35 protein-coding genes are annotated in these 23286 nt (G+C 49.9%); 11 read left to right on the top strand and 24 right to left on the bottom strand.

Annotation, left to right across the window (positions count from 1 at the left end):
- Positions 1-35: 35 nt before the first annotated feature.
- From EXU85_RS20335 to EXU85_RS20390, 13 genes are all read right to left on the bottom strand, one after another.
- Positions 36-320 (bottom strand): hypothetical protein, encoded by a 285-nt coding sequence (locus EXU85_RS20335; RefSeq protein ID WP_142773844.1) that lies wholly within the window; start codon positions 318-320, stop codon positions 36-38.
- Complete coding sequence (locus EXU85_RS36005) at positions 317-448, bottom strand: hypothetical protein (protein ID WP_256365993.1); 132 nt, start codon at positions 446-448, stop codon at positions 317-319. The genes EXU85_RS20335 and EXU85_RS36005 overlap by 4 nt, the downstream gene beginning before the upstream one ends.
- Positions 449-534: 86 nt before the next feature.
- Positions 535-1062, bottom strand: coding sequence for a hypothetical protein (locus tag EXU85_RS20340; protein ID WP_142773845.1), 528 nt, complete (start codon positions 1060-1062; stop codon positions 535-537).
- A gap of 34 nt (positions 1063-1096) precedes the next feature.
- Positions 1097-3454, bottom strand: a complete 2358-nt coding sequence (locus EXU85_RS20345; protein ID WP_142773846.1) for an SGNH/GDSL hydrolase family protein — start codon at positions 3452-3454, stop codon at positions 1097-1099.
- 86 nt (positions 3455-3540) lie between these two features.
- Complete coding sequence (locus tag EXU85_RS20350) at positions 3541-4041, bottom strand: hypothetical protein (protein ID WP_142773847.1); 501 nt, start codon at positions 4039-4041, stop codon at positions 3541-3543.
- A 23-nt stretch (positions 4042-4064) separates the two neighbouring features.
- Positions 4065-4472: a hypothetical protein gene (locus tag EXU85_RS20355; protein WP_142773848.1), complete on the bottom strand. Its 408-nt coding sequence runs from the start codon at positions 4470-4472 to the stop codon at positions 4065-4067.
- A complete protein-coding gene (locus EXU85_RS20360) occupies positions 4469-4951 on the bottom strand; it encodes a hypothetical protein (protein WP_142773849.1) in 483 nt (160 codons plus the stop codon). The genes EXU85_RS20355 and EXU85_RS20360 overlap by 4 nt, the downstream gene beginning before the upstream one ends.
- A complete protein-coding gene (locus tag EXU85_RS20365; protein ID WP_142773850.1) occupies positions 4951-5283 on the bottom strand; it encodes a hypothetical protein in 333 nt (110 codons plus the stop codon). The genes EXU85_RS20360 and EXU85_RS20365 overlap by 1 nt, the downstream gene beginning before the upstream one ends.
- Positions 5277-5606: a DUF6706 family protein gene (locus EXU85_RS20370; RefSeq protein WP_142773851.1), complete on the bottom strand. Its 330-nt coding sequence runs from the start codon at positions 5604-5606 to the stop codon at positions 5277-5279. Before EXU85_RS20370 ends, EXU85_RS20365 begins: the two co-directional genes overlap by 7 nt.
- 15 nt (positions 5607-5621) lie before the next feature.
- Complete coding sequence (locus EXU85_RS20375) at positions 5622-5930, bottom strand: hypothetical protein (protein WP_142773852.1); 309 nt, start codon at positions 5928-5930, stop codon at positions 5622-5624.
- A 6-nt stretch (positions 5931-5936) separates the two neighbouring features.
- The gene (locus EXU85_RS20380) at positions 5937-7019 is read right to left on the bottom strand and encodes a major capsid protein (protein WP_142773853.1); all 1083 of its coding nucleotides are present in this window, start codon (positions 7017-7019) and stop codon (positions 5937-5939) included.
- 3 nt (positions 7020-7022) lie between these two features.
- Positions 7023-7418, bottom strand: coding sequence for a hypothetical protein (locus EXU85_RS20385; RefSeq protein WP_142773854.1), 396 nt, complete (start codon positions 7416-7418; stop codon positions 7023-7025).
- Between the two features lie 4 nt (positions 7419-7422).
- Complete coding sequence (locus EXU85_RS20390) at positions 7423-8049, bottom strand: hypothetical protein (protein WP_142773855.1); 627 nt, start codon at positions 8047-8049, stop codon at positions 7423-7425.
- Between the two features lie 291 nt (positions 8050-8340).
- Here EXU85_RS20390 and EXU85_RS20395 point away from each other — a divergent pair, with 291 nt between their 5' ends.
- The 9 genes from EXU85_RS20395 to EXU85_RS20435 all read left to right on the top strand — a co-directional run bounded on the left by EXU85_RS20395 (position 8341) and on the right by EXU85_RS20435 (position 16444).
- The gene (locus tag EXU85_RS20395) at positions 8341-8625 is read left to right on the top strand and encodes a hypothetical protein (RefSeq protein WP_142773856.1); all 285 of its coding nucleotides are present in this window, start codon (positions 8341-8343) and stop codon (positions 8623-8625) included.
- Positions 8622-9227 (top strand): hypothetical protein, encoded by a 606-nt coding sequence (locus EXU85_RS20400; protein ID WP_142773857.1) that lies wholly within the window; start codon positions 8622-8624, stop codon positions 9225-9227. Before EXU85_RS20395 ends, EXU85_RS20400 begins: the two co-directional genes overlap by 4 nt.
- A 66-nt stretch (positions 9228-9293) precedes the next feature.
- Positions 9294-9674, top strand: a complete 381-nt coding sequence (locus EXU85_RS20405; RefSeq protein WP_142773858.1) for a hypothetical protein — start codon at positions 9294-9296, stop codon at positions 9672-9674.
- Positions 9671-10429, top strand: coding sequence for a DUF3450 domain-containing protein (locus tag EXU85_RS20410; protein ID WP_142773859.1), 759 nt, complete (start codon positions 9671-9673; stop codon positions 10427-10429). The genes EXU85_RS20405 and EXU85_RS20410 overlap by 4 nt, the downstream gene beginning before the upstream one ends.
- Positions 10430-10441: 12 nt before the next feature.
- On the top strand, positions 10442-10924 hold the full coding sequence (locus EXU85_RS20415; protein ID WP_168207832.1) for a D-Ala-D-Ala carboxypeptidase family metallohydrolase: 483 nt from the start codon (positions 10442-10444) through the stop codon (positions 10922-10924).
- A 24-nt stretch (positions 10925-10948) separates the two neighbouring features.
- Positions 10949-11641 (top strand): terminase small subunit, encoded by a 693-nt coding sequence (locus EXU85_RS20420; protein ID WP_142773861.1) that lies wholly within the window; start codon positions 10949-10951, stop codon positions 11639-11641.
- Complete coding sequence (locus EXU85_RS20425) at positions 11638-13194, top strand: hypothetical protein (protein ID WP_142773862.1); 1557 nt, start codon at positions 11638-11640, stop codon at positions 13192-13194. The genes EXU85_RS20420 and EXU85_RS20425 overlap by 4 nt, the downstream gene beginning before the upstream one ends.
- 11 nt (positions 13195-13205) lie before the next feature.
- Positions 13206-14654, top strand: coding sequence for a phage portal protein (locus EXU85_RS20430; RefSeq protein ID WP_142773863.1), 1449 nt, complete (start codon positions 13206-13208; stop codon positions 14652-14654).
- Positions 14654-16444 (top strand): hypothetical protein, encoded by a 1791-nt coding sequence (locus EXU85_RS20435; RefSeq protein ID WP_142773864.1) that lies wholly within the window; start codon positions 14654-14656, stop codon positions 16442-16444. Before EXU85_RS20430 ends, EXU85_RS20435 begins: the two co-directional genes overlap by 1 nt.
- Here EXU85_RS20435 and EXU85_RS20440 read toward each other — a convergent pair.
- From EXU85_RS20440 to EXU85_RS20485, 10 genes are all read right to left on the bottom strand, one after another.
- Positions 16422-16709, bottom strand: coding sequence for a hypothetical protein (locus tag EXU85_RS20440; protein WP_142773865.1), 288 nt, complete (start codon positions 16707-16709; stop codon positions 16422-16424). The genes EXU85_RS20435 and EXU85_RS20440 overlap by 23 nt on opposite strands.
- Positions 16693-17049 carry a hypothetical protein gene (locus EXU85_RS20445; protein WP_142773866.1) on the bottom strand — a complete coding sequence of 119 codons (357 nt, stop codon included), beginning with the start codon at positions 17047-17049 and terminating at the stop codon, positions 16693-16695. Before EXU85_RS20445 ends, EXU85_RS20440 begins: the two co-directional genes overlap by 17 nt.
- Positions 17050-17053: 4 nt before the next feature.
- Positions 17054-17251, bottom strand: a complete 198-nt coding sequence (locus EXU85_RS20450) for a hypothetical protein (RefSeq protein ID WP_142773867.1) — start codon at positions 17249-17251, stop codon at positions 17054-17056.
- Positions 17244-17600 (bottom strand): hypothetical protein, encoded by a 357-nt coding sequence (locus EXU85_RS20455; protein ID WP_142773868.1) that lies wholly within the window; start codon positions 17598-17600, stop codon positions 17244-17246. The genes EXU85_RS20450 and EXU85_RS20455 overlap by 8 nt, the downstream gene beginning before the upstream one ends.
- Before the next feature lie 13 nt (positions 17601-17613).
- Positions 17614-17847: a hypothetical protein gene (locus EXU85_RS20460; RefSeq protein ID WP_142773869.1), complete on the bottom strand. Its 234-nt coding sequence runs from the start codon at positions 17845-17847 to the stop codon at positions 17614-17616.
- The gene (locus EXU85_RS20465; RefSeq protein ID WP_142773870.1) at positions 17847-18038 is read right to left on the bottom strand and encodes a hypothetical protein; all 192 of its coding nucleotides are present in this window, start codon (positions 18036-18038) and stop codon (positions 17847-17849) included. The genes EXU85_RS20460 and EXU85_RS20465 overlap by 1 nt, the downstream gene beginning before the upstream one ends.
- Before the next feature lie 93 nt (positions 18039-18131).
- Entirely contained in the window at positions 18132-18320 is a 189-nt protein-coding gene (locus EXU85_RS20470) for a hypothetical protein (RefSeq protein ID WP_142773871.1), read from the bottom strand.
- Positions 18317-19600: a Y-family DNA polymerase gene (locus tag EXU85_RS20475; protein WP_142773872.1), complete on the bottom strand. Its 1284-nt coding sequence runs from the start codon at positions 19598-19600 to the stop codon at positions 18317-18319. Before EXU85_RS20475 ends, EXU85_RS20470 begins: the two co-directional genes overlap by 4 nt.
- Positions 19601-19602: 2 nt before the next feature.
- Positions 19603-20049 carry a LexA family transcriptional regulator gene (locus tag EXU85_RS20480; protein WP_142773873.1) on the bottom strand — a complete coding sequence of 149 codons (447 nt, stop codon included), beginning with the start codon at positions 20047-20049 and terminating at the stop codon, positions 19603-19605.
- 294 nt (positions 20050-20343) lie between these two features.
- A complete protein-coding gene (locus EXU85_RS20485) occupies positions 20344-21699 on the bottom strand; it encodes a tyrosine-type recombinase/integrase (protein ID WP_142773874.1) in 1356 nt (451 codons plus the stop codon).
- 444 nt (positions 21700-22143) lie between these two features.
- Here EXU85_RS20485 and EXU85_RS20490 point away from each other — a divergent pair, with 444 nt between their 5' ends.
- A complete protein-coding gene (locus tag EXU85_RS20490) occupies positions 22144-22443 on the top strand; it encodes a hypothetical protein (RefSeq protein ID WP_142773875.1) in 300 nt (99 codons plus the stop codon).
- A 143-nt stretch (positions 22444-22586) separates the two neighbouring features.
- On the opposite strand, the gene EXU85_RS20495 is transcribed toward EXU85_RS20490, so the two are convergent.
- On the bottom strand, positions 22587-22772 hold the full coding sequence (locus tag EXU85_RS20495) for a hypothetical protein (protein WP_142773876.1): 186 nt from the start codon (positions 22770-22772) through the stop codon (positions 22587-22589).
- A 139-nt stretch (positions 22773-22911) separates the two neighbouring features.
- Here EXU85_RS20495 and EXU85_RS36070 point away from each other — a divergent pair, with 139 nt between their 5' ends.
- On the top strand, positions 22912-23229 hold the full coding sequence (locus tag EXU85_RS36070; protein WP_142773877.1) for a PKD domain-containing protein: 318 nt from the start codon (positions 22912-22914) through the stop codon (positions 23227-23229).
- The last annotated feature ends 57 nt before the right edge of the window (positions 23230-23286 follow it).

Consider the following 23286-nt stretch of genomic DNA (forward strand, 5'->3'; position numbering starts at 1 on the left):
CCAACGCTTTTCCCGTTTCCTTCGCTGAGGTGTTTTCATTTCACTAGAGTGGTTAAGTTTTTAAACATTCTCTCCAACAACTGCTGGAATTCACCCCGAACTTTGAGAATCTGGGCGGGTAGCTGAGTAAGGGCCGTAAACGAGAAGTACCCGGCTGCCAGTTGGCCTAACCGGGTAAACTGGGCATCGAGCTTATTGGTCTCCCGAACGGTGGTATTGGACAGGCCCAGCACCCGGCGCTCCATAGCGTCGAGTTGAGACTTCCAGTTCACATCGTTGATACTCGCATCGAACGCCAGTGGCCCGCCCAGGTTATTCATACTTGTAGATTCTTCAAGATTTCGTTAGCCGCTTCCGCCGTCAGGGGCACCGCTTTTTCCTCTTTTTTTGCCTCCTCCTCATCCGTACTGGATTCATAGCCCGGTGCGTCGATCAGAATTCGCTGCACGATTTGCCACCGTATCCCCCAGTGCAGATAGTGCCAACTCCAGTGGTAATGGGCGCAAATGGCTCCCCTGGAACCATAGGGACTTTTCAGGCCTCTGGTACTGCCGGATTTTTTGGATCCTTTGGCTTTTCCTCTATCCGAATCGGATCCGTCGTCCGGTTTGTCGACAGGAATCGAATAGAGTTGATAAAATCCCCCATGTTGGATAATTCTAAAATCAAAGAGGTGAATTTCCAGAGGGTTTTGGGGTTCACCCGCCACAGAAAGTAACTGGCCAGAAGCGGGGTAAACAGCTTGATTTTCCAATAAGAATTTAAGACCGATATGGCCACAATGCGGGCGCAGATGGGTGCATACCGGGCCAGCTTGCGGGATTCGCCCATCGGATCCTGACTGAGCACCGTTTCGTTCAGATTCATCTGGATGTATTCTTTTGAAAGCCAATCCAATGTGCCCAGATAGGGCTGATTTATCGTGAACGTGCGTTCGGGCTTTCCCCAAAAGCGCAACAAACTACGCTTGGGTGTGCCGAACTGGATACCCTGTTCAATCAGGGTATCCAGTTCGCGGTTTTCGGCGGCTAGGGGATCAAAAGAGGATTTAGTATCGGTCATAAATTTTAGTTATCAAGCATCGTTATCGGTTTGACTAGCGGCACCGAATAGAGACTACGCAAAAATTGCCAGCTGTCCCACTGGCCACCACCGCCTTTATGTACACGCCCGCTGCCAGCCCTGAAATTCCGCTTGGCCAGTTGGTTGCATCGGGCGTAAATGTTCCAAATTTTTGAAACTGATTGAAGTGGATGCGGCCCAGCAGATAGTCAGAACTGGAACTGATTGGCCCCAGAAAATAGCCCCCTGACTGATTGTTGGTGACGTACAGATCGACGTCCATTGCCTGCGAACTGGTTTCCCGGTAGGCCGTAACGGCGCTAAATGTCATTACCTGCGTGGAGATCGGAGCCGGTGCACCTCCTGTAGCTCCAACGGTCAGCGGAAGTGCCCCATTTAGATTGATCTGCATGGTTAGCGCATCAGCCTGAGTCGTCGCTAACCAGGTAAGATTATCTACATACAGCAGACATAAGCCCGTTCCTAGTGTGGTGTAATCGACCCCGGTTTTAGCGAACCGAAAGGGATAACTGCCTGCGCCGTTGGGATAACTTTTAGAAAACGTGGCCGTTACGGTAAAGCTGACGCCTGTTGCAAAATTGTAAATCTTGAAGCCCGTTAAGCGGCTGACTTCCCCCACTTTTGAGGCTCCCCCATTCAGCATGGCATCTTCGTAGCGAGTCAGGTTACTGAGTGGCCCCCGTCCTGTTGATCGGGTCACTGAGCCGAACACGCCCCCCAGAGCATCATTATTGATGTCGAAAAAACCATTACCCACGCTCACCACATTGACCAGCGTTGTATAATAGGCAGACAATGCCGCTGCCGGTGGTGTGCGCACTGCTGTTGTGAACGGCAAACCGGGACGAAAAAACCGTGAAATGCCCTGGGCGATTCGCTGACTGCCGATATTGGTTGGGTGTAGGACATCACCCTGAAAGTTACCCTGCCCTTCGGGTTCGAGAAACGTCTGCCAGTCGTCAACCCGATAGGCACCCAGGAACTTATGCGTGTCGAATACCTTCACCCGACTATTCCGGTTCATCCATTCGAGGTAGATGGTGCGGATGTTGGCCGATTTCTGAGCGGCATCATTGGCATCGACGTTGTTGGTGTACGTGAGCGGTTCAGTGCCAAACGCAATCGGTGGCGGCATATCCAGGATGATATCGGCCTTGGTATTAGCCAAAAGGAAATTCACGCACAACGCCAGATTGGCCCTTGCCGTGGCGGTGGCGTTCGTATTGAGTCGAAAGTCGTTAGTCCCAAGCGAGAACTCAATCGCCTGGGGATTGGCGTTGACGGCCTGCCACAAATTGGGGACCGTGTTATTGTTGGCGTAATCGACGGGCGCTGCATTCTGATCACCAGACGTAATACTAGCCGCCCATAAGGAAAGGGGCGAACCATTACTGGCCAGGTTGTAAGAAGTCCAGCCTTCGAATATACCACCCTTCGCCAACCAGTCATTCTCGTAAGCGTTTCGCCAGGGCGATTGGCCCATTTTCCTCGAATCGCCAATATGCACCAACACCGACCCACGTGGATAACTATAGGCGTTGGTATTTGACCCGGCAGTGCTGTAAGCCGCTGCCTGATCCGCACTAGCCTGAGCAGCCGTTTTATAGCCTAGGGCCGTACTGGCCGATCCAGCCGCTTCGCCTGCCTTTGTGGTGGCGATATTCGCCTGCTGACTGGCCGTAGTAGCTGAACCAGCAGCCGCAGCTTTATCTTGCGCAACCTGAACGGCTTTCTGATTCACATCAACCTGCTGGGTGTCGATGTTGAATTTTATCGAGTCAATAGCTGATTTAACACCATCAACGTGTGCTGTATCATCCGCTACCTGTTCAGATTTCGCCGTAATGGTGGTCTGAACTAAATCGAAGGTGCCCAATAAGTCATTTTTTGCCTGTTCAGCATCAGCCGCAAAGCCCTGAGCTTCATCTCGAAACGTTTCTGTCTGATCTCTGTATTCAGCCGTGAGAAAATCCCCTGTATAGGGAACGGCTACGGTAACATCGGCAGCGGTATAGATCAGAACTTCCCCAGAATCAACAGGAGCAGAAAGACTCAGCCGTGCCCGATCCTTATTGGTAACAATACTACCTGCCCAGACAACGCGCCCATCGAACAGAATCTCCTGATAGCCCTCAACGGGAAGTAAACTGGTCTGGGCATATTCATGCCGAATTTTTCGACCAACCAGGTTAGCTGTAGGCTGTTGCTCATCCGGAAGTGGATCCGTCGTACTTGAATCCTTATAGGCTACTGTCGTAACCAGTGTGGGTAGAACATAGTCAACGGGCAGTGTATATTCCCGCCAGAAGGAATTTCCCCGAAAGATGGAATAATTAAGTGGAGCGATCTGGTCAGCGAGGGTATTGTCCATGAGGCAAAGAGGGATGAGGTACTTGCAAAATCAGGCAGCAAAACACCGGCGAGCGGGGTCTTACTGCCTGATGCTGGAAAGGGAGATTACTGCGTGAACTGGATGGGCCCCACACCTGATTTGGTGGGTTGCAGCGCCGTCACCGTGATGTCAAGCACGAACAACGTGTCACGCGTCAATTCGCCGTTCAGTTTCGCCGTCAGCTGTCCACGTGGGATCGTAATGGCCTTGAAACCGTCCGAAGGAATGATCTTGATCGTTTGCTCGATAGCGACCACCGAAGCGGGCATATTCCAGACGCGGGCAGGTGACGTACCCGACGCCGTTCCGCCAAACACAGCAATCATGGTATCCACATCAGGGTTAGCCAGTGACCATGTAAGAGTAATAGCGCCCGGTGTTGATTTGGTGTATACGGCCGCATCCACCTCCTCCACTTTAAATTCGGTAACTGTGGCATCGGCCTGATTGAGCTTAGCCGTTTTCTCCAGCGTGTAGCCCAGTGAGGTCAGGCTGGTACCTGGCCCACCATCACCAGCGATCGCACCGACCGTAATACTGGTAATACCAATTGTGTATAGTGCCATTGTAAAAACTTGATTTAAATGCGTTAGGGGAAAAATTGAAACTCAATCCGAAAATTGAGATAGGTTTGGCCCGTGTCGGGCTCCTCAAAGACATCCGTTGGCCCTAGCCAAAACCGGTACTGCTGGCAGTTGAATTCGGTTAGCAGTGGCACGGCCAGTTCGGCTAATACCTTTAATCTGGCCGTATCGACGATGCGTAGCTCAGTCCCTGCCACCGTTTCCAGCAGGTCTGGCACATAGATGTTGACATTGCCCGCTCCCCGTTGCAACTGATCACCCGAAACGGGGAGTGAATTGACCACCACATCCTCCAGTACTGAGCCCGTTGGCCGCTTTTGCTTGTAAACAGATCCGGTAATGGCTGTTTTCAAACTCGAAGCGAACAAGAGCTTATAGAGAATCGTCAGGATGTCCAGTGGTGTTTTCTTCATCGTTTCTCGAACTCTACCTTTAACTGACGAAGGATTGTTGGCACCACAGATTCAGCTAATTGTTCCGCTGAGGTCAGCACATCCAGCCCACGGCTTTCAACGGAGGCTGCATAGTTCATACCAGCGACTACAATCAGGGCGTAACCACTATCATAGCCAGCAGCCAGTTGATTCGCCAGATCTTCACCCGTCCGAACCCCGGAAAACGAGCCTTTCGAAGCTTTCTTACCCGAACCTTTGACCGTTGCCGATCGCGTAAACCCCGATTTGATCACCTTGCCATTGTGGACAATTACGTAGCCGATACTGTTTCTGAGATTGCCCGTCTGATCGATATAGGTGTTGGTACTTCTGGCCAGATTCACGCAAAGCTCCCCGACGTAGGAAAGATTGAATAGAATTACGTCGTGAAACTGTGGCGGTATTTTCTGGAAATACGCATGCACCTGGGCATCAGACATCCGCCGGTTGATGGGCATCAGACAAAGAGTTGACAGTGTAATTGCCCCCGAACGAACTGCTTAGCCGTACCGAATACGCGCACCATGGACCCGCTGCTAATTACTTTGATCGAACAACCCGGCTTAATATCCGGACAGGACAGAGGTAGCTGAACCAGAAAGTCATACACATGGGTCGTCTGATCTTCCAGCGTAATGGACTGCCCTTTTCCGTTCATTTCGTCCCGGCAGGCGCTGATCATCTCAAAGACCGCCGAAGCGGATCCGGTGAAATCACCATCCTGATTCGGAACGGCGTTTGCGCCAACTGGACGAACCCACAACTGATACGGATACTGCTTAACTACCATAGGAATGAGGCATCAGAAACCGTTGGTGCTGCCTCAGCCAGTTCATTGACAAAGCCATTCCGGGCGCACAGCTGATTGTAGTAGGTTTTTACACCCTCTACATTGCGCTTCAATGACAAGCCGCCTTCGGTCACATCATCACGGGGTAACAGTTCAGGAATAGCGTAGACGATGGCCTGTTCTGCCTGTATAAGCGTGGTTTTGCTTAGAACGGTGTTATCGTCCGCATCCACTCGCATCAGGAGCACATCCATTTTTACCTTGGAGAGTTCGTAACCGTACTGTCCAAGTGTATCCGTTACATATTCCCGAACTGTTGCCATGGTATCTGTGTCCGGTTAGACTTGATCTTCTGGATTTCCAGAACCTCCAGTTTCGCCCGAGTTCTCGCCGGTACCACCCGTTTTAGGAGCCGAAGCAGGCGTAGCTGGTTTAGCAGGCGTAGCCGGCTTGATTGGTGTTTTTGGCTTTTCAACCTCTTTCACCTCTTCGACGTGACCGTTTGTGACCAGTTTCGCCAGCCGGTCGGCGTCAAAGTGGGACACATCATCACCGACTTCGTGAACCATGTTGAAATCAGCGATGTCGCGAAACTCCTTAACCACCTTGTGGGTCGGCTTTTCTGACTTCTCTTGTTGCTTTGCCATGACGGATTAAGACTGAACAGTCGTTGAATCGAGCAAATAGATTTGATCGACGTTGGAGATAACCGGAACCACACGCGCCTGGGAGGAGGTGAACTCCGCCAATGGATCGTTCTTCCGATACTTCGATACCAGTATGAAGTTGCCCGCTTTCTGATACGTCACGTTCGTCACGGGATGACCTTCTTCTGCTAGTTTGGCATACACAAGCGTACCTACCTGGGTCGAGGTTAGGAATACAGCCGCGCCGGTTGCCCAGGGCTTCACCGCCGTTTGGGTACCGTTCTTTTCGTAGCGAACCGAACGCTCGACGATCTGGAAGGTAAAGCCGTAGCGATCCGAGACAAACGAATTCATCTGGCTAAGCGACGGAGCCGGAATAGCCGAACCCACAAAACTCTGCGAGAAGGCGAAGAGCTGTTTTGCCTGCGTGGTGTTGACCAGGTTATTGAACGCTGACCGGTCCAGCATGCAGACCGTGATGGTATTACCATCCGCACTGGCTTTATCCAGAATGCGTTGGATATCATCGAACGGGGTTGCCGTCGAAGCCGACGACCACAATACAGCCACACCGAACTTATTGGCGCTTGCGTACCCATAATCAATCCGAATACCTGTACCCACGTTCTCCGTGTCTTCAATCAGGGTAACCCCCGTTGACAGACCCCGCAGAAACATTTCTTCGCAGCGCTCGTATACGCCGGTAATGACCTTCGGGGTATCGGCAAACAGCTTGGCCACAATCTGCTGATCAGATGCACCCGTAGCCACCAGCGTATCCAGATCGGTTAGTTGCCGCTCGTTGAGTTGCAACTTCATACCCAGCTTAGGAATGTCTCCGTTGGCCTTGCTGATCGAGTCACGCTTTTTGAGCGGTAACGACGAATCCATCGCCACCACATCCGCCATAATCGCGGTGTTAGCCGTGTTGATGGCCTCCCATTTGCCGGTTACTGACAGATCTTCCCGAAGCATGCTCCGGTGCAGGTACGTCAGTGGGTTGTTGGTACCGTTGAGCGTTTCAACGATCCGAATGGTAATGCCGGGGAGGTATTTGGCAACCCATTGAAGAAATAACGATGTCTCCATGATTTAGTCAGCGCGGAAAAGAATTTGGGGAAGTGCCGTTTTCACAGCTGACAGAATGCTGGTCATATCGAAGGGCGTAGCCGATGGATTGACCGTACCCCGTACCAGAATAGCCGCGAAGGGCTTTGCGGTGCGGACCGTAGCGACCAGAATACCCGCGTAGGTATGGCTGGCAGGGAGCGATGCGTAGGCAGTCGCCCCGCCGTTGAGCGGCATGGGCTTATAATTGCCCGTGCTCGTCTCCTGAATGAGAACGTGGCCCGCCTGAATGACTTCGGGCGTGAACCCGGACACATCAAGCGTACGTCCCCCTTCAATGGTTTCCAGATTCACCTTGATAACGATCGACTCGTTACCGGTTAAAATCTGGCTCCCAGAATTGGACAGGTTTGCGTACATGTAATTAAACTAAGTTTGGCATGACAGCATCAAGCTCCTCCTTGGAGGCTTGTTTGGTTGTAGTGCCCTTTGGCGTAATGGGCGGCCTTGTCTGACTTAGGCCGTTGTTGGCTTCAGTCTGAACAAATTCCGCTGCGTCCGTTTCGACCTCCTCCAAATACGCATTGAACTCCTCATCGTCTTTGAACTGCATCCGATTAAAGGCTTTCAGTGTCGTATTCTTAAAAGCATCTGTAGCGTCCTTCAGCTTAGCTTCCAGTTGCGACTTGCGGGTGTCAACCGTCTTCCCATTTTCGATGGCTTCCAGCCGCGTCAGCAGTTTAGGGACTGTTTCGGCAAATGGCTTAAACCAGGAGGGTACCTCAGCATTATCTGAGTCGTTGGTTTCGGTTTTGCTGTCTGGCTTTTTGTCGTCTGCTGGCTTCTGATCCTTGTTACCAAGTCCCCGAATCCGGTCATCCTGTTTGGCAATTTCCGCGAACGGAAATATGTCGTTTAGCTCTTCCAGCTTCCCCTCAATTTCAGACTCCTCAGTTACTTTCAGTTTGTCCGCAATGGCGTCCAACCGGGCTTTCGAGAGATTTATTTTTGGATATTTCTCTTTCAGCTTGGCAATGATTTGGTCCTTCATGTGAAAATGGCAAGTCTATTTTATAGATCGCAAATATATCTAAACTACTTATATTGCAAGCAGTTTAGCACAAATCTATTGCCTTATAATTTACTTATATTCAGATAGTTACAGCTAAAATGTATGAGATTTTACGCGAGAATACCCACGATTATCCGGCCAATTATGGCAACAGGAAACAGTCCGTAAGTAGCTGATTGTGAAGGGCTCCAAAAACAGGATGAAAGCAAGAATAGAAGCAAGATTGAAAGCAGAAATGAAAGCAAAAACAGAAGCAAAAACGAAAGCAAGATGAACGATCTATCAACCCAGTTTTTTACCCAGCTCTTTCAGCGTCTGGAGAAGAAAACGCCCAAGTTTTTTAACATTCTGACCGTAGTGCTGGGCGTATTGGCAACATTAGCGGCCAGCGAAGAGGCCTACGAAAAGACGCTGGAGGTCGTACCACCCTGGCTAACGTATGTCGGCTACGGCTTAAAAGTAGCCTTCTTTTTATCGGGCATCATCACCGCACAGGCAGCCATCAAGGGACCTACACCTCCGCTGGGAGATGATCAACTGCCGAAAAAGTCATGATCGGAAAATGGATAATCGGGGCCATACTGGCCATCGCCATTGGGTACCTGCTGTTTACCTACGTTCCCGGCTTTCGATTCTGGGAAAAGCAACGCGCTGAGGAGTTGGCCAATCGGGATAAGCTGGAACTTCTGGCCGATGCCAATGTGAAGCTGATCCGGGAATTTGCCGACTTCAAAGCGAAGATCGAACGGGACAAACAGCGCAGTGATGACCGTCAGGCATCGGTCCTGCCCAACATCAAAGTGGATGTTTCGGGACTCTCAGCCATCGCCCAGCGTCAGGCCAATCTGGAAAACCTCATCCGGTCAAACCTGCTGACTCCTGCCGATACCAGTAAAGTAACGCCTGTGGTCGCCTACAACGAGCCTGCCAATAAGGCCATTACCATTAAACTTCGCCTGTTCGATAGTCTGCAAACGAGGGCCATGTACATTGACCGGGCGTATTCCTCTTTAAATCAGGCGTTCCGCTTTCGGGGGGATTCGATGCGAAAGGCGCGGGACTGGATTGATGAGGAGGTACGGATCAATCTATTGAAGGGTTGGTTCACCGGCAAGAATAAGCTACGCGAAGCCCACATCAGGAAACGGCCATTCTAGCCTAACCCGCTCCTACTATCCAACTACGCTCAGCTAATACCCCACTCAATTACCGTGAAAGCGTTCATGAAAAGTTTAGTACTAACCGCTTGGGTGTCGATCATCTATTTACTCGACACGGTGGGGAATTTATTAGCTCCATTATCGGGCACGGTGGACTGGCAAATGGTCGGCTGGGCATTCGCCGGATCAACCAGCTTTGTCGTCTACGAAGCGATTCAAACCAAACCTCCGCAGCGCAAAGGCTGGCACCGGGTTGCCATGATCAGTCTGGGCATGCTCATTTCGCTGGGCTTCAACAGCTGGGTGACTGACCGACTGGGCATTCCACCCATACCCTGCACGATTCTACTGGGTATGGCGGGCTATAAACTCTACGGATGGCTCCAGAAGAAAGCTGATAAGCCCGAAAAGGCAATCAAAGATTTAACCGACTTAAAACCATGATCCCTTTCGCACTTGGACAGATCGGACTAGGCCTGACGGCCGTATTTGGCATTTCCATTGCCCACATCACCAACCAGTTCCGCGTTCGACCGCCCTGGTACGTCACGGTCCTGATCTGGCTGGTATCGGTTATGGCCGTGTTTGCTCTATCGGATCCGCTGGTATTTCCCCGGATTGATTATTTACCCCTGGTCGCCTACCTGTTTCGGTTTGTGGTGGGACTCTTTGCGCTGGCCTTCTTTGTTCGGCTTCGCTTCAGTCGGGGCAGACCCTTGCCCAAGACAGTGGTTTCTAGGCTCAATCACCTCATCACTTACGGCTGTGCAGCTATTGTTGTCATTGTACTGGGCTACTGGCAGTACGGGGACCGGCTGGACTCGAACCATAAGTTCAGTAGCCTGCAACGGGAAGTCAGAACCAATCAGCGCATGATGGTCCGGGATACCCAACAGACGGCCAACCTGCAACGCACCATCGACCGGCAAAACCTTCAGATGGTAGCTTATCAGGCACAGATCAAGAATCTGAATGATCAACTGGCGGGCTCCAATGTTCAGCTTAGGCAACTAACCAATGTAGTCGCTACACTGAGCCGCTACATCAAGCTCATCGGTCGTCAACAATCAACGCTCCATCAGGACATCGGCGATATCAAATCCGCGCAGGGGCCACAGAAACTACCGCCACCTGCCCCCAAAGTATGGGCTTTGCCACCCGACCGGGTGCAACCTTTTGGACCTAAACGAAAGCCTTAATCCTGCATGATCATGCCGCCAACCCAGTTCTATGATTTCGGCCACTGGCTAACCTTCAACGAGTCGGTCAAATCCGCTACGGCCATTCGTAAAGGGATTGCCAATATACCAACGCCGTTGATTTATGCCAACATGGTGAAGGTCTACAAAGACTTTTACGAGCCCCTTTGTGAGCAATTTGGCAAACTACCGGTATCGTCGTTTTACCGGTCCCCTGCTCTGAATGCGGCCATTGGTGGAGCATCCAAATCAGCCCACATGTACGGCTGCGCCATCGACATTGATTGTGATAGTTTACCGCTGGTCACCAATCTGCAAGTATTCAACTGGGCGCGGGCTCACCTCAAGTTCGATCAGCTGATTCTGGAGAATCCTGATGCGCATAACAATCCCGCCTGGGTGCATGTGGCCCATAACCGCGATGGCCAGCCGGATCGTAATCAGGTGCTGAAAATGATCTGGGTGAAGGGCAAACAAATTTATCAGGCTATTTGAAAAAAGTAAGGTAAAGTAAGGTCTATGACGGACATCCAGAGACGATTTGTCGAAGAATATACGAAAGATTGCAAGGGGGCAGCGGCAGCGATTCGGGCAGGGTATAGCAAAGCCACAGCCAAACAAACTGCGTGGGAACTCAAGCAAGATCCAGAGATTCAGGTGGCAATCAAAGAACGATTAGCGCTACTCACCATGACCGCTGATGAGGCTACCAAGCACATCAGTGACATTGCGGGTACACGGCTAAATCAGTTCATGGTGATCAAAAAGGTTCTTCGCCGGGAAATGGTTCGCAAGCCCCTGAAGGCGATCATTAAAGAACTTGAAGCCAAGATAGCCTTTGAAGAGGAGTATGCACACCTGGCCGACCTCGACAAAAAAGAGCAGATAAAACACAAAGCCATTCAGAAAGAGCGGGAACGGGATCTGATCCGATTAAAGCTTGAACTCAAGGAAAAGCCCAAGGCCTACCGGGACGTCGAGGGCGAACCTCAGTGGGTGGAACGGGCCGAACTGGACCTGGTAGCGCTGGCCAAAGCCGAAGAGGAGGGCAACATCTTTGAGTTATCGTTCACCGAGTTTGGCCCCAAAGTAAAAATGTATTCCGCAGCGGATGCCATGGAAACGATTCTAAAACTTAATGGCAAGCTGATCAATCGGCACGATCATACCAATAACGGCAAATCCTTTGGGGATTATTTAATGGAATCATGAGTAACGCGCAGGCCATCGACGAGAAAGCACGGCAACGGGTCCAGCACTGGAAACAGGATTGGTGCAAGTTTGCGCGTGAGGCCCTGGGCGTGAACCTCGACAAAGAACAGGAAGCCATCCTTTCCTCCGTTCAGTTCAACCCCCGTACCAGCGTGGCCAGTGGCACGGCACGGGGCAAAGACTTCGTAACGGCCGTGGCCGCGATCTGCTTCATGTACCTCACTCCCCGCTGGAATGCCAAACGGGAACTGATTGCCAACACCAAAGTGGCGCTGACGGCTCCCACCGATCGACAGGTGAAAAACATCATGATGCCCGAAATATCCCGACTCTACAACCGGGCGAAACGAAACGGCATTCACCTCCCCGGTCGCCTGAATGTCTATGATATTCGCACCGATTACGAGGAATGGTTTCTGACGGGCTTCAAGGCCTCTGAGCATGATCATGAAGCCTGGTCGGGTTTCCACGCGGTCAATACCATGTTTGCCATTACGGAGGCTTCCGGTATTTCGGATGATACATTCGGCGCTATTGAAGGGAATTTGCAGGGTAATTCGAGAATCCTCCTCGTATTCAACCCAAACCAGACAACGGGCTATGCGGCTAAATCGCAGAAAGGCGAACGTTGGAGCAAGTTCCGGCTGTCTTCACTGACAGCACCCAACGTTGTCGAAAAACGGCAGGTCATTCCCGGTCAGGTCGATTACGAATGGATCAAGGATAAGCTCGAAAACTGGTGTGAGAAAATCCGGCCCGATGAGGTCGATGAAGCACAGGACGATTTCGAGTTTGAAGGCCAGTGGTACCGGCCGGAAGATATTTTCCGGATCAAGGTACTGGGCAAATTCCCCAAAGTGGGCGAAGATAGCCTCATCCCTGAGCAGTGGATTGAACTGGCTCAGGAGCGGTGGAAAAAATACCACCGGACTTTCCGGGTCGATCAATATCCTGAACCTCTACGAAGAGGTGTTGATGTGGCGGGTATGGGCAGGGATTCGACTGTCGAATGTGATCGTTACGGCAACATTGTGAAGTCATTCCACAAGTCGAATTCAGGAGGTCGGGCCGATCACATGCAGATTGCTGGTCGAACCGTATCTATGTTTCAATCTGATCCACGATCAACGGCCTACATCGATACGATTGGCGAAGGCGCTGGCGTGTATTCGAGACTGGATGAATTGGGCTATCAGCACCGGGCTTTCTCCTGCAAGTTTTCTGAAGCTGCCAAGGATGAGTACGGCGAATACCTGACGGATATCACCGGTCAGCGCAAATTCGCCAACCTACGGGCTTACCTCTTCTGGGCCGTTCGGGACTGGCTCAATCCAAAGAATAACCAGAATGCCATGCTACCGCCCGGTGACAGCTTCAAGGAAGAGGCTACCGAAATTAAATACAAATGGCTATCCACGGGCCTCATCATTATGGAAGATAAGGAGGAAATCAAGAAACGATTAGGCCGCTCCATAGATGAGTTCGATGCCCTTGCCAATACGTTTTACCCATTTAAGCCATTCGTTGCTCAGGATTTGACTGGATATTTTTAATAAAACAGACTATGAATTTAACCGAATTACGTACAGCCCTAGCCGTTGTTTCCGGTCAAGCTCTCGACATTCCGAAGGTAATCGAGATCCTTAAAGCCAAACAGACGCCGTTGGATATAAAGGATTTTATTAAGCAGTACAGTCCATCCGGTCACAAGGCACTTGACCCTGTCTATCGAAAAGATAAGATAATCAAAAAGCCCACTGGTGAAATAAAAGATGGAGTAGAGGTAGTAACCTCCGATACCGTCAAGGTTAACCGGCAGGTGTTCCCCCTGCAAAAGCTGATCGTCGAGCGGGCTGTATCCTTTCTGTTTGGCAATCCGGTCAAAATCAATAGTGAGGGCAAAACCGATAAAGAAAAAAAGGTAGTAGCTGCACTGACCCGGATCCTGTATGACAATAAGATCAATTCGTTCAACCGGCGGATTGCCCGTGAGATGTTCCGCTCCACGCAGGTAGCCGAGTGCTGGTTTCCGGTAGAAGGGTCCGAAACCCATAGTGACTACGGATTTGATACCAAATTCAAAATGCGGGTCACGGCCTTTAATCCGTGGGATGGCAATGAATTCTATCCACTCTATGATGAAACCGGGGATTTGATTGCCTTCAGTCGACTGTTTGTTCGAATGAACGATGAGGGCCAAAAGGTAACCCATTTTGAGACGTACACGGCTGAGGAGAAGATTGCCTTTAAGCAGGAAGGTGGCACCTGGGAACAGACCGAGCGTACGGTGAATGTCATCAAGAAAATCCCCGTCATTTATGGCCATCAGGAACAGGTTGAATGGCAGGATGTGCAGTGGTCGATTGAGCGGCTGGAATACCTGCTTTCCAATTTTGCCGATACCAATGATTACCATGCTGCGCCCAAAATCTTTATCGAAGGCAAAATTGCCGGGTTTGGCCAGAAGGGTGAACCAGGACAGATTTTACAGGGGGAAAAAGACAGTAAAGCCTATTACCTCAGCTGGAACCATGCCACGGATGCGGTAAAGCTGGAGATCGAAACACTGCTTCGATTTATATTTTCCTTTACCCAAACACCTGATATCAGCTTTGATAGCGTGAAAGGATTACGGGAAATTTCGGGCGAAGCCTTGAAAATGCTCTTTCTGGATGCTCACCTGAAAGTTCAGAACAAGCGGGAGGTATTTGATGAATACCTGCAACGGCGGATCAATATCATTAAATCCTTCATTGCCTACATGAGTATTGACCTGAAAAAGGAAGCCTCCACATTGGCAATTGAGCCGGAAATTCAGCCGTTTATCATCAACGATGAAAAAGCTATGATTGAGAACCTAATGACGGCCACAGGTAACCAGCCCATCCTTTCCCAGAAAACAGCGATTGCCAAATCAGGCCTTGTTGATGATGTTGAGGCTGAATATAAATTGATTCAGGAAGAGGAAACACGGGCCAAATCATTCGATATCCTAAACCCAATAGGTGCCTGATGAGTAGTCGTAAATTCTCCATCACCGACTGGAACAACCGGCACTTCAAACAGGTCGAAGACTATGCCCGGCGCATCGACCTCATCTACCTGACGGCCGTGCAGGAGGCTGTTCAGATTGCCCAATCGGTCGAGGAGAATCCGGATAAGCAATTCTCGTTCGATGATTACCCCCGCACCAAAGATAGGATTGATAGCCTCATCCAGCGCATGGCCCTGAACATGATCCTGACCATCGACACCGGCATGGTGGCCGAATGGGGACTGGCCAACGATCAGAATGACGCCCTGATCGAATCGGTTTTCTCCTCAACTCCTCAACCCCGGCAGAAAACTGAACCGGTTACCCCACCGGCCCGCTATCTGGATCGAAATGAAGAGGCATTGAAGGCTTTCCGAATTCAGAAGGTGGGCGGCATGACGCTATCAGATCGGGTGTGGAACTACACCAGTCAGTTCAAAGGCGAACTGGAGATGGCCATTGACGTGGGACTGGGGCAAGGTCGTTCGGCGGCTCAGCTGAGCATGGACATCCGCAAATACCTCAACAAACCCGACCGGCTGTTTCGAAAAGTCCGTGACAAGCGAGGTAATCTGGGACTTTCGAAGGTAGCCAAAAACTACCATCCGGGTCAGGGCATCTACCGATCGTCTTACAAAAATGCGATGCGCTTAACCCGTACAGAAATCAATTCTGCCTACCGGGAGGCTGATCACCTCAGGTACCAACAACTCGACTTTGTTGTCGGTATTGAAGTACGAAGGTCAAACCACGTATTCAGTTGTGATGTGTGTGAATCGCTTAAAGGGCGATATCCGAAGACGTTCAAATTCAAAGGCTGGCACCAACAATGTCGATGCCATGCTATCTCCATTCTGGCCACACCAGAGGAGTTGCAGAAACTGACGGGCATGATCCTGAACGGTGAGGATCCATCTACGTTACGCAGCGTGAATGAAATCACGGATTTACCCGAAGGATTTACCAGGTGGGTTAGCGACAATCAGGATCGGTTGAACCGGGCCAAACAGGTACCCTACTTTATCTCCGATAACTTTAAAAACCGGGATTTATCAAAAGCGACGTTCACGAGAGTTCTGCCCAAAGCAGACCCAAAAGCCATTGACCTATCGAAGTTCATTGCGGGGGATGTGCCCACCAATAAGGAACTAAAAGCGGTGATCATGGAGTTTGCCCGGACGCATCCCGAGAATTTCCGGAGTGGTCTGGAATCGGTCAGCATCCTGCATTCCAAATCGTATCTGTTGCAGCATAGCCAGTTGTATACTCCCTACACCAATCAATGGAAGGGTCAATCGACAATATCCATCAGTACCCATAGTTTTAGCCTGGGTGGTAGTACCTTCAATCCAGCGGAGGAATTGCGGGGAGCCTTTGGCGCCATGAAAGCCCAAACGCCACTTACCTTCAATCAGGAATATGCGGTGGAAGGGTTGTGGCACGAAATCTTACACGCCAAGAGCAAAACCCCACCGCGTAAGCTGAATAAGTATGCCCTTCAGGATATGGAAACGCTGAATCAGTTTACGGCCCGTCACACCTACGATGAGTTTCTGAAACCCTTTGGTGTGAAGCCAATTCACAAAACCGATATTCTGGATAAGGGATATGGCTACAGCAACTGGGTAACTAATATTCGCTCTACCATCGCCAAGCGTGGACTCAGTGAGCAGCAGGTCGTTTCTGATTTATTGCCCATTCTGCTGGGCGATTATGCAGCCATCAGCAAAGGAATGGCCGACTACTTTAAGAAGCATCCTCTTCGATAACATAATCGAATCCCAGCCGGTATTGCTGGGCTAGTTCGGGTACCTGACTCCAGTACTGTTCGGTTTTGGCGGCATCACCCCGAAAGTCGTACAATAAGCCTAGGTCAAATAATGCACCCTCGGCGCTAATCGTAGCCTGGTAACCCTGCGCAGTCAACGGATCCGGAAATTCCAGACCGTGGCGAAGGCTCAGCGAAAAGCTGGCCAGAAAGCCTAACTCGTCGATTTCGTCGGGCGTGAGGTTGTGATCAAATACGGTTTCCATATTCACTAAGTGATTTGTTTCGCCTAAATCGTCTACTATCTTCCTCTAATTCAACAATACCTGTTACACAACACTCCTGAAAAATAGCTTCCAGAATGACCACTTCCCGCTCATCAAAATAGCCACCCTGTGGATTCTCCCAAATCACATTGGACACATCCCTGTTTTGTCCATTATCATCCAGCTGACGAAGCTGTTTCGATTGGAGACGTTTCAATCGGTACTTTCCAACCTGCATGATGCAACGTGTTACCGGGCCTAAATCATCTAGTTCAACCAGCTTAACGTGCGGGCGTAGCTGGGTGATTGGACTTGCGAGGAGGTCAAATACAGTTTCCATACAACTATCCTTTTAAGGGTACACCCAATAACACCTTATGCGAACATTCACCTAACAGGTAATCCACGGCGAGTACTGCAATGGCTCTGCCCTGCTGTGTCCTGAGTTTATCAATCCCATCGTAATTCTCCCGGCCTTCCACCAGAATGTTCACCGCTTCGGTGTAGCCTTCATGCACAGCCCGGTTTATGGGCTTATCCATGGCAGGCTGTTTGAGCCGCTTTTGCAGATCCTGAATCGTGTTTCTGATCTGGGTTTCCGTGGGTTTTATCGCTGCTTCCATCTGGAATAATTATTGTGATATTGATATAATCCATAAAAGGATCCTGCTTAATGAGTTTATGGCGAATACCAGTCGCATCAAGTTCCGACCTTAATTCGGCAATTCGGCGAGGTGTATCTTCGACACCATACAACACAATTTCACTCTTCGATTCATCATAATGCCCTAACTTATAGCCACCTGCCTGTTTGGGGTCCAAATATTGTTCATCCAAATCAAGTACCTTCTCAAGTAGACGCGAGAAGGGTTTTATCGCTGTATCGTCCATACTATAAAGTTACCTAATTATCGTGACTGGGATAGCCCACAAACGTAGCCTGGTGATTGTAGTCTATGATCATAATCATGTACTTCAAATCTTCTAACGTGGTGATCATCGGACTAAATCCGTGAAAGTGAAACGTGCCCGTATCGGCTTGCAATCGACCCGTCACGCCCTTATAAACGTAGCGTTGGGGACGGTTGAAGAGTTCAGTAAAGCCCAAGTCAAGCAGGGCCGTATGCGTAATGGACATTAAAGATTACCCTTAGTTTTTTGCTCCAGTTCATGCACGATAATGGCCAGCTTTAACCACCGAGGGAACTGCTCAGAATTGACAACCATATTCACACTCTTGGGTGTATTGCCAATCATAAAGGCAACATCGGAATCGGTCCACCCATAGTATTTCTTCATTTTAGCGTATCGTTCCTTCCAGGTCAGCATCGTAAGCAAATGTAGTAATCCTTTCCCAAATACCAATATATATTGGTATTTATTTTGCTATTTTGGGGTAAAAATATTCCTAGCTCCTATTTCCTATCCATCCGCCACTTTCTTCACCTGATCCGGCGATACATTCTTTACCTCCCCCTTTCCATCGAGCTTGACTGAGATGCGCCCGGATTCGGTCCACCTTAGCACCGTTCCTTTCTGGGTGCCCCGGTAGTAGCCCTGCACCCGGATTTCCACACTGACCCGATCACCGGGTGAAATGACTGGCTTCATCGTACGGTCAGGATTTCTTTCCAATCAGTTGTATAACGTTTCGACAGGTATTCCTGCTTCATGGGCCAATCCGGATTGTAGAGTTGGGAACCAAGCCGCAGTTTGTCCTGTCCAAAGCGACGGTTAAGTTTATCAACGACCGCAGCCAGTTTGATCATCCGCTCATCGGGACCATCAATAAAAATGCCCCGTTGTCGGTAATCACTGGGTACCAGATTGGTCAGGATAATGCCTACTTTCTGGAAGTTATAGCCATATTGGAAGATGGCCTTCAGCGACGCCTGGGCATAGCGGTTCAGCTCCGCCGTCGAACTGGTCGGATGAGGAAGCTCTACAGTTCGTGAATTGTAATACTGCCTGGCGGGCAATCCATTACCGGGCGTTTTTCGATAGCGATCCGTATGCAGAAAGACGGTGATAGTACCACAGAGCGAATCCTGACGGCGCAGTTTCTCACCCGCGCGGGTGAGATGAGCGGTCAGTGCATCGGCAATCGTTTCCAGATCAGGAATTAATTTGCCAAAACTGGGAGCGGCACAGATGGCTTTTTTGGGCGGTGGATTCACTTCGAGCAGCTTGCAGGGAAAGCCCCGCAGTTCATGCACCAGGCGAAGCCCGTTGACGGTCATGATCTTATTGATCCATTCGTCATTCACATCCCGAAGCTGGGCCGCCGTCGAGACACCATGCGATTTTAACGCTCTGGCATAGCGGTAACCAACACCCCACAGATCATCAATGGCGTACCCAGCCAGAGCCTCACTAATTTCCTCCTCGCCTGACAACACGCATACACCATGTAGTTCCGGGCGTTTCTTGGCGATGCGGTTAGCCACCTTGGCGAGTGTTTTGGTGGGGCCAAAGCCGATGCAAACCGGAATGCGGAGCCACTGTTTGACTGTATCCCGAATGGATTGACCCAGGCCTGTATACGATGGATAGATACTATCATAGCCGTCGATTTGCAGGAAGGCTTCGTCGATTGAATACACCTCGACGTCCTCTACGAACCGGGCCAGTGTGCTCATTAGCCGGGCTGACATATCGCCATACAGGGTGTAGTTACTACTGAATACCTGAATATCATGCTGCTCCCGCAGGTCAGCCGTCTGGAAATAGGGAGTGCCCATCTTAATGCCCAGCGCCTTGGCTTCGTTACTTCGGGCCACTACGCACCCATCCCGGTTCGAGAGCACAATCACGGGCTTGCCTTCCAGGGCCGGATTGAAGCTACGCTCACAACTCACGTACATATTGTTGGCATCGACCAGGGCGAACATGGCTAGAACTTTTGCAGGTTGAACGTAACGACTCCCAGTACACTAAAATTCTCCCCTGGGTGTACGTAGATGGGTAAGTACCGGGGATTGGAGGACTCCAAGACAATTAGCTTATCGACATACCGAATCCGCTTGACGGCGTGGCCCCCGTCGTACCAGACAATGACGATCTTGCCATCGGCGGGCGGGCGGGAACAATCCACAATCAGCACATCGCCCGGCTCGATGCGGTCACCCGTCATCGAATCCCCCGTGACCCTGACGAAGTAGGTCGCTTCGGCATTGGTAATGCAGAGGTCATTCAGATCACAGACCTTCTCGATGTAATTCTCAGCGGGACTTGGAAAACCACCTTGTACCAGACTGGAAAAAAAGGGAATCAAGTATCTGGATGAAGCTGTTGCCTTCACCATATCCCCTTCCTCAATATGGTCTATGTGGTCTATCATAGCGGTGTCAAAAATCAATCAACCGCTATATTATACTTTTGTTATATATGTTGCAAATCAAATACAATAAACTGTCTATTTAGTTATCGACGAACTAGGACTTCCTAACACAAAAAATGCTGACCCCATCAGAATCAGCATTTCTAGTATTCACCCTCCCTAGAGTGAAGTATTGATGAGTGACCACTATCGGTCAGGCTTTTAGCATTTATAGGTTACTTTTTGGAGAAAGTACCTTTTTGACGAAGAGTTGGTAAAAGGTAACAACTTTTGTCTCGCAGCTAGACTACACTATTAGTCCTGATGGTCGCCAAATATAGCTTGCATGGGATTAATTAAATCCGGTTCCTGAAGATCCTTGGTGTAGATTTCGGTAGTCTTGAATCGGCTGTGGCCCAGCATCATCTGGATATCATACATGGTTAGTTTTCCCCCTTGCTGCATCATTCGACGGGCCCGATCCGCAAAACTATGCCGGGCATTGTGCATCGTCAGCTTATCCGCTAAACCCGCTGCCTGCTTAAGCGGCCTCAGGCTCAGATTCACCTTGCGGTTCCAGTGGACGATGGTGTTGTAGAGTTTTCGCTTGATGGCAAAGGAAGCGGCCTTGTAGTCATCATAAGTGAGAAGTTTGGCATACACCCCCTGGTTATCCATGTAGGGTAGTAAGTAGTCGGTCGAACCAGCATCTGCCCTCCACCAGAGCTGAAGTAATTGACGAGCTTCCTCGAAAATGGGCATGTGGACCAGGTGTCCTGTTTTTAACATGCGGTAACGCAACTGGGTTGGATGCCCCTCAGCATCCAGCGTAAAATGAGCATAGCGTAACTGGATCACATCCGAAAAACGCATCCCCGCAAACAGGTGAGCCAGCATCCAGATCTGGAAAGCCTCCGTAGGGGTGATGCGCCAGTGCCGACTGGTGACCCGTAAGTCCGCCACCTGTTCGATCGTTGTTTCATGGAGTTTAGCCCGTTGCGTTTTAACTTCTTTCAATCGGATCACATCCGTCCAGGGGGAGAGAAGAAACGCCTGCTTGGGGGAAATGCCCGTTTTAATCAGAATGGCCTGGTGGAGCACATGCATCCGATCCAGCATCGTGTTGATGGTTAAGCCTACTCGCCGCCCCCCGTATTCCTTCTCAGACCTAACCAGATAGTCCTGATACTGCCGAACCAGGACGGGGGTAACCGAGGCTAGGAGTAAGTCGGCCACGGCCCAGGTGCGGAATATATTCGCTGCGCTACGCTTATTGACATAGGTAGAATAGGCCTGATCCTGGGCATCGACCAATACTTTATCGATCCACTCGAAGTACAACTCGGGAATACCCGCCCGAAAGCGTTCGGCCAGCAGCAGGGGCGAGAAGATGGCGGTGGGTTCGGCGGCCTGCCACTTTTCCACCTGATCTTCGACTCGATTGTGTTCGTTTTTGATCCGGGTGTTGAGTCGATCTTTATCGGGGTGTTTAATGACCCACTGCCCCCAGGTCTTTTTGGGGTTCCAGCAGGTAGCGGGGGTATCTATTTTCACCTGCGTGAGCACCCGTCCCGGCTTTTGGCCTTTCATGTGCAGGCGTATACTAACTGTCGAGCGCCCTGTTTTGTCGGGCTTTGGCGACAATTCGATATGGTAAGTAAGTCGTGACATACTGGGCGTATTAGGTTAAGTAGATAAATGGATTCATCTCTGTGTTGGTATAAGTTGAGGGCGTTAAAAAAATAGGGCGGGCTATTCTTAATTTATTTCCTGCGCTCTCGAAGGTAGACAGTACATGGGTATACCCAGCTAGTATCGTTACTTCCCATCGGCGGTGTTCTTTGTAGTAAAAAAGCCAGCCCCAACGAGACTGGCTTTTGAGACCTCCGTAACTTAATGCTATTGCTGCTAAGACGAATTACTGGCAAAGCGTCACATAAAAAATGCCGACTCGAATTGAATCGGCATTTCCAATATATCCATACCGCCATATCCGTAAAAAGGACATGATTGTATGTAAATAAGAAAATTAAATAACGATTATACTGAAGGTAATCATTGGGCATAGCCTTGGCTTTCCCCGTACATTTGTTGGTAGAACAGTATCTCAACGCCATGAGCCTTCCAAGGTGGCCAGCTAATTCGCCCATAGCGAAACTGATGCTGGCAGAAGATAAATTACTCCGCCTGACACCCGAAGCAGAAACTGAAGCGGTCGTTCAACGCTATACCGAGTTTCGGGAATTACTCTGGAATGTAGTAGAATCGTCTCCTGATCCGGCTCCCTTTACGCAGGCCTGGAATATGATCAACCTGTATGCAAAGGTGGACCTGCTGGATTTTGAGCAGGGCAATAGCGGGGCACTGGCCAGAATGCAGGCGAAGGTAAAGGAAGCAATTCAACTGTTACCTTAACAATACTATTTTCTATAAGCTTTTGGGCCGGTCGCTTACTATATGGGCGCCTTACCAATACACTTGGTTATTAGTTTACACGTGAATGTATTTGTAGTGAATAATCAGGACAGCCCATATCAACTTGATGTGGGCTGTTTTCTTTACTTATCCACTTTCCGAAGCAGTCGACCAATAACCGTAGCAACTCGCCCCGAATCGAACTGAACTAGCATACTCCCGTTTCGACCCCGTATGCACTTGTCATTGTCTTGCAGCACCGCCGTGCAGAGTTGACCCTTCAATTCAGGATCGGTCATGCGGTCCCCTACGTAGGTGTAGCGTTTCATCAAAAAATTATTGCTGATAGGTTTACATTCAACTGAATATAAACCTATCAAATAGTGATTTTCCTAAATACTTTATCTATTTTGCCGACAACATTTAGCCTTATAGGCATCAACCACACCCTTAATCAATCCCGTTGCCATGAAATCTTTATTCACAATTCTGATAATCCTGTGTGCCACTATAGGTTGCTCTAAAAAGGATACTGTCACGGCAAGACCATCTGTTTCCTTTTCGTATGACTATGTTAGCATAAGCAATTCGCCAGGTGCAGTGAAATTTTACAATAGCTCGGTTAATGCCACTTCATACTCTTGGGATTTTGGGGATGGGCAGACTTCGACCGAAAAAGAACCTGTAAATGTTTACAAAAAAGCAGGGACATATACCGTCAAATTAACTGCCAAGGGACCAGGTGGCGACAATAGTTATTCACAACCTGTAGCCGCCATACTATAGGACTTTCTTTTCAAACAGGTTGCACAAGTTTCTCCCATTTGTGGTGACCCATAAAAG

This window comes from Spirosoma sp. KCTC 42546, from assembly GCF_006965485.1.
In the GTDB taxonomy this organism is placed as follows: Bacteria; Bacteroidota; Bacteroidia; order Cytophagales; family Spirosomataceae; genus Spirosoma.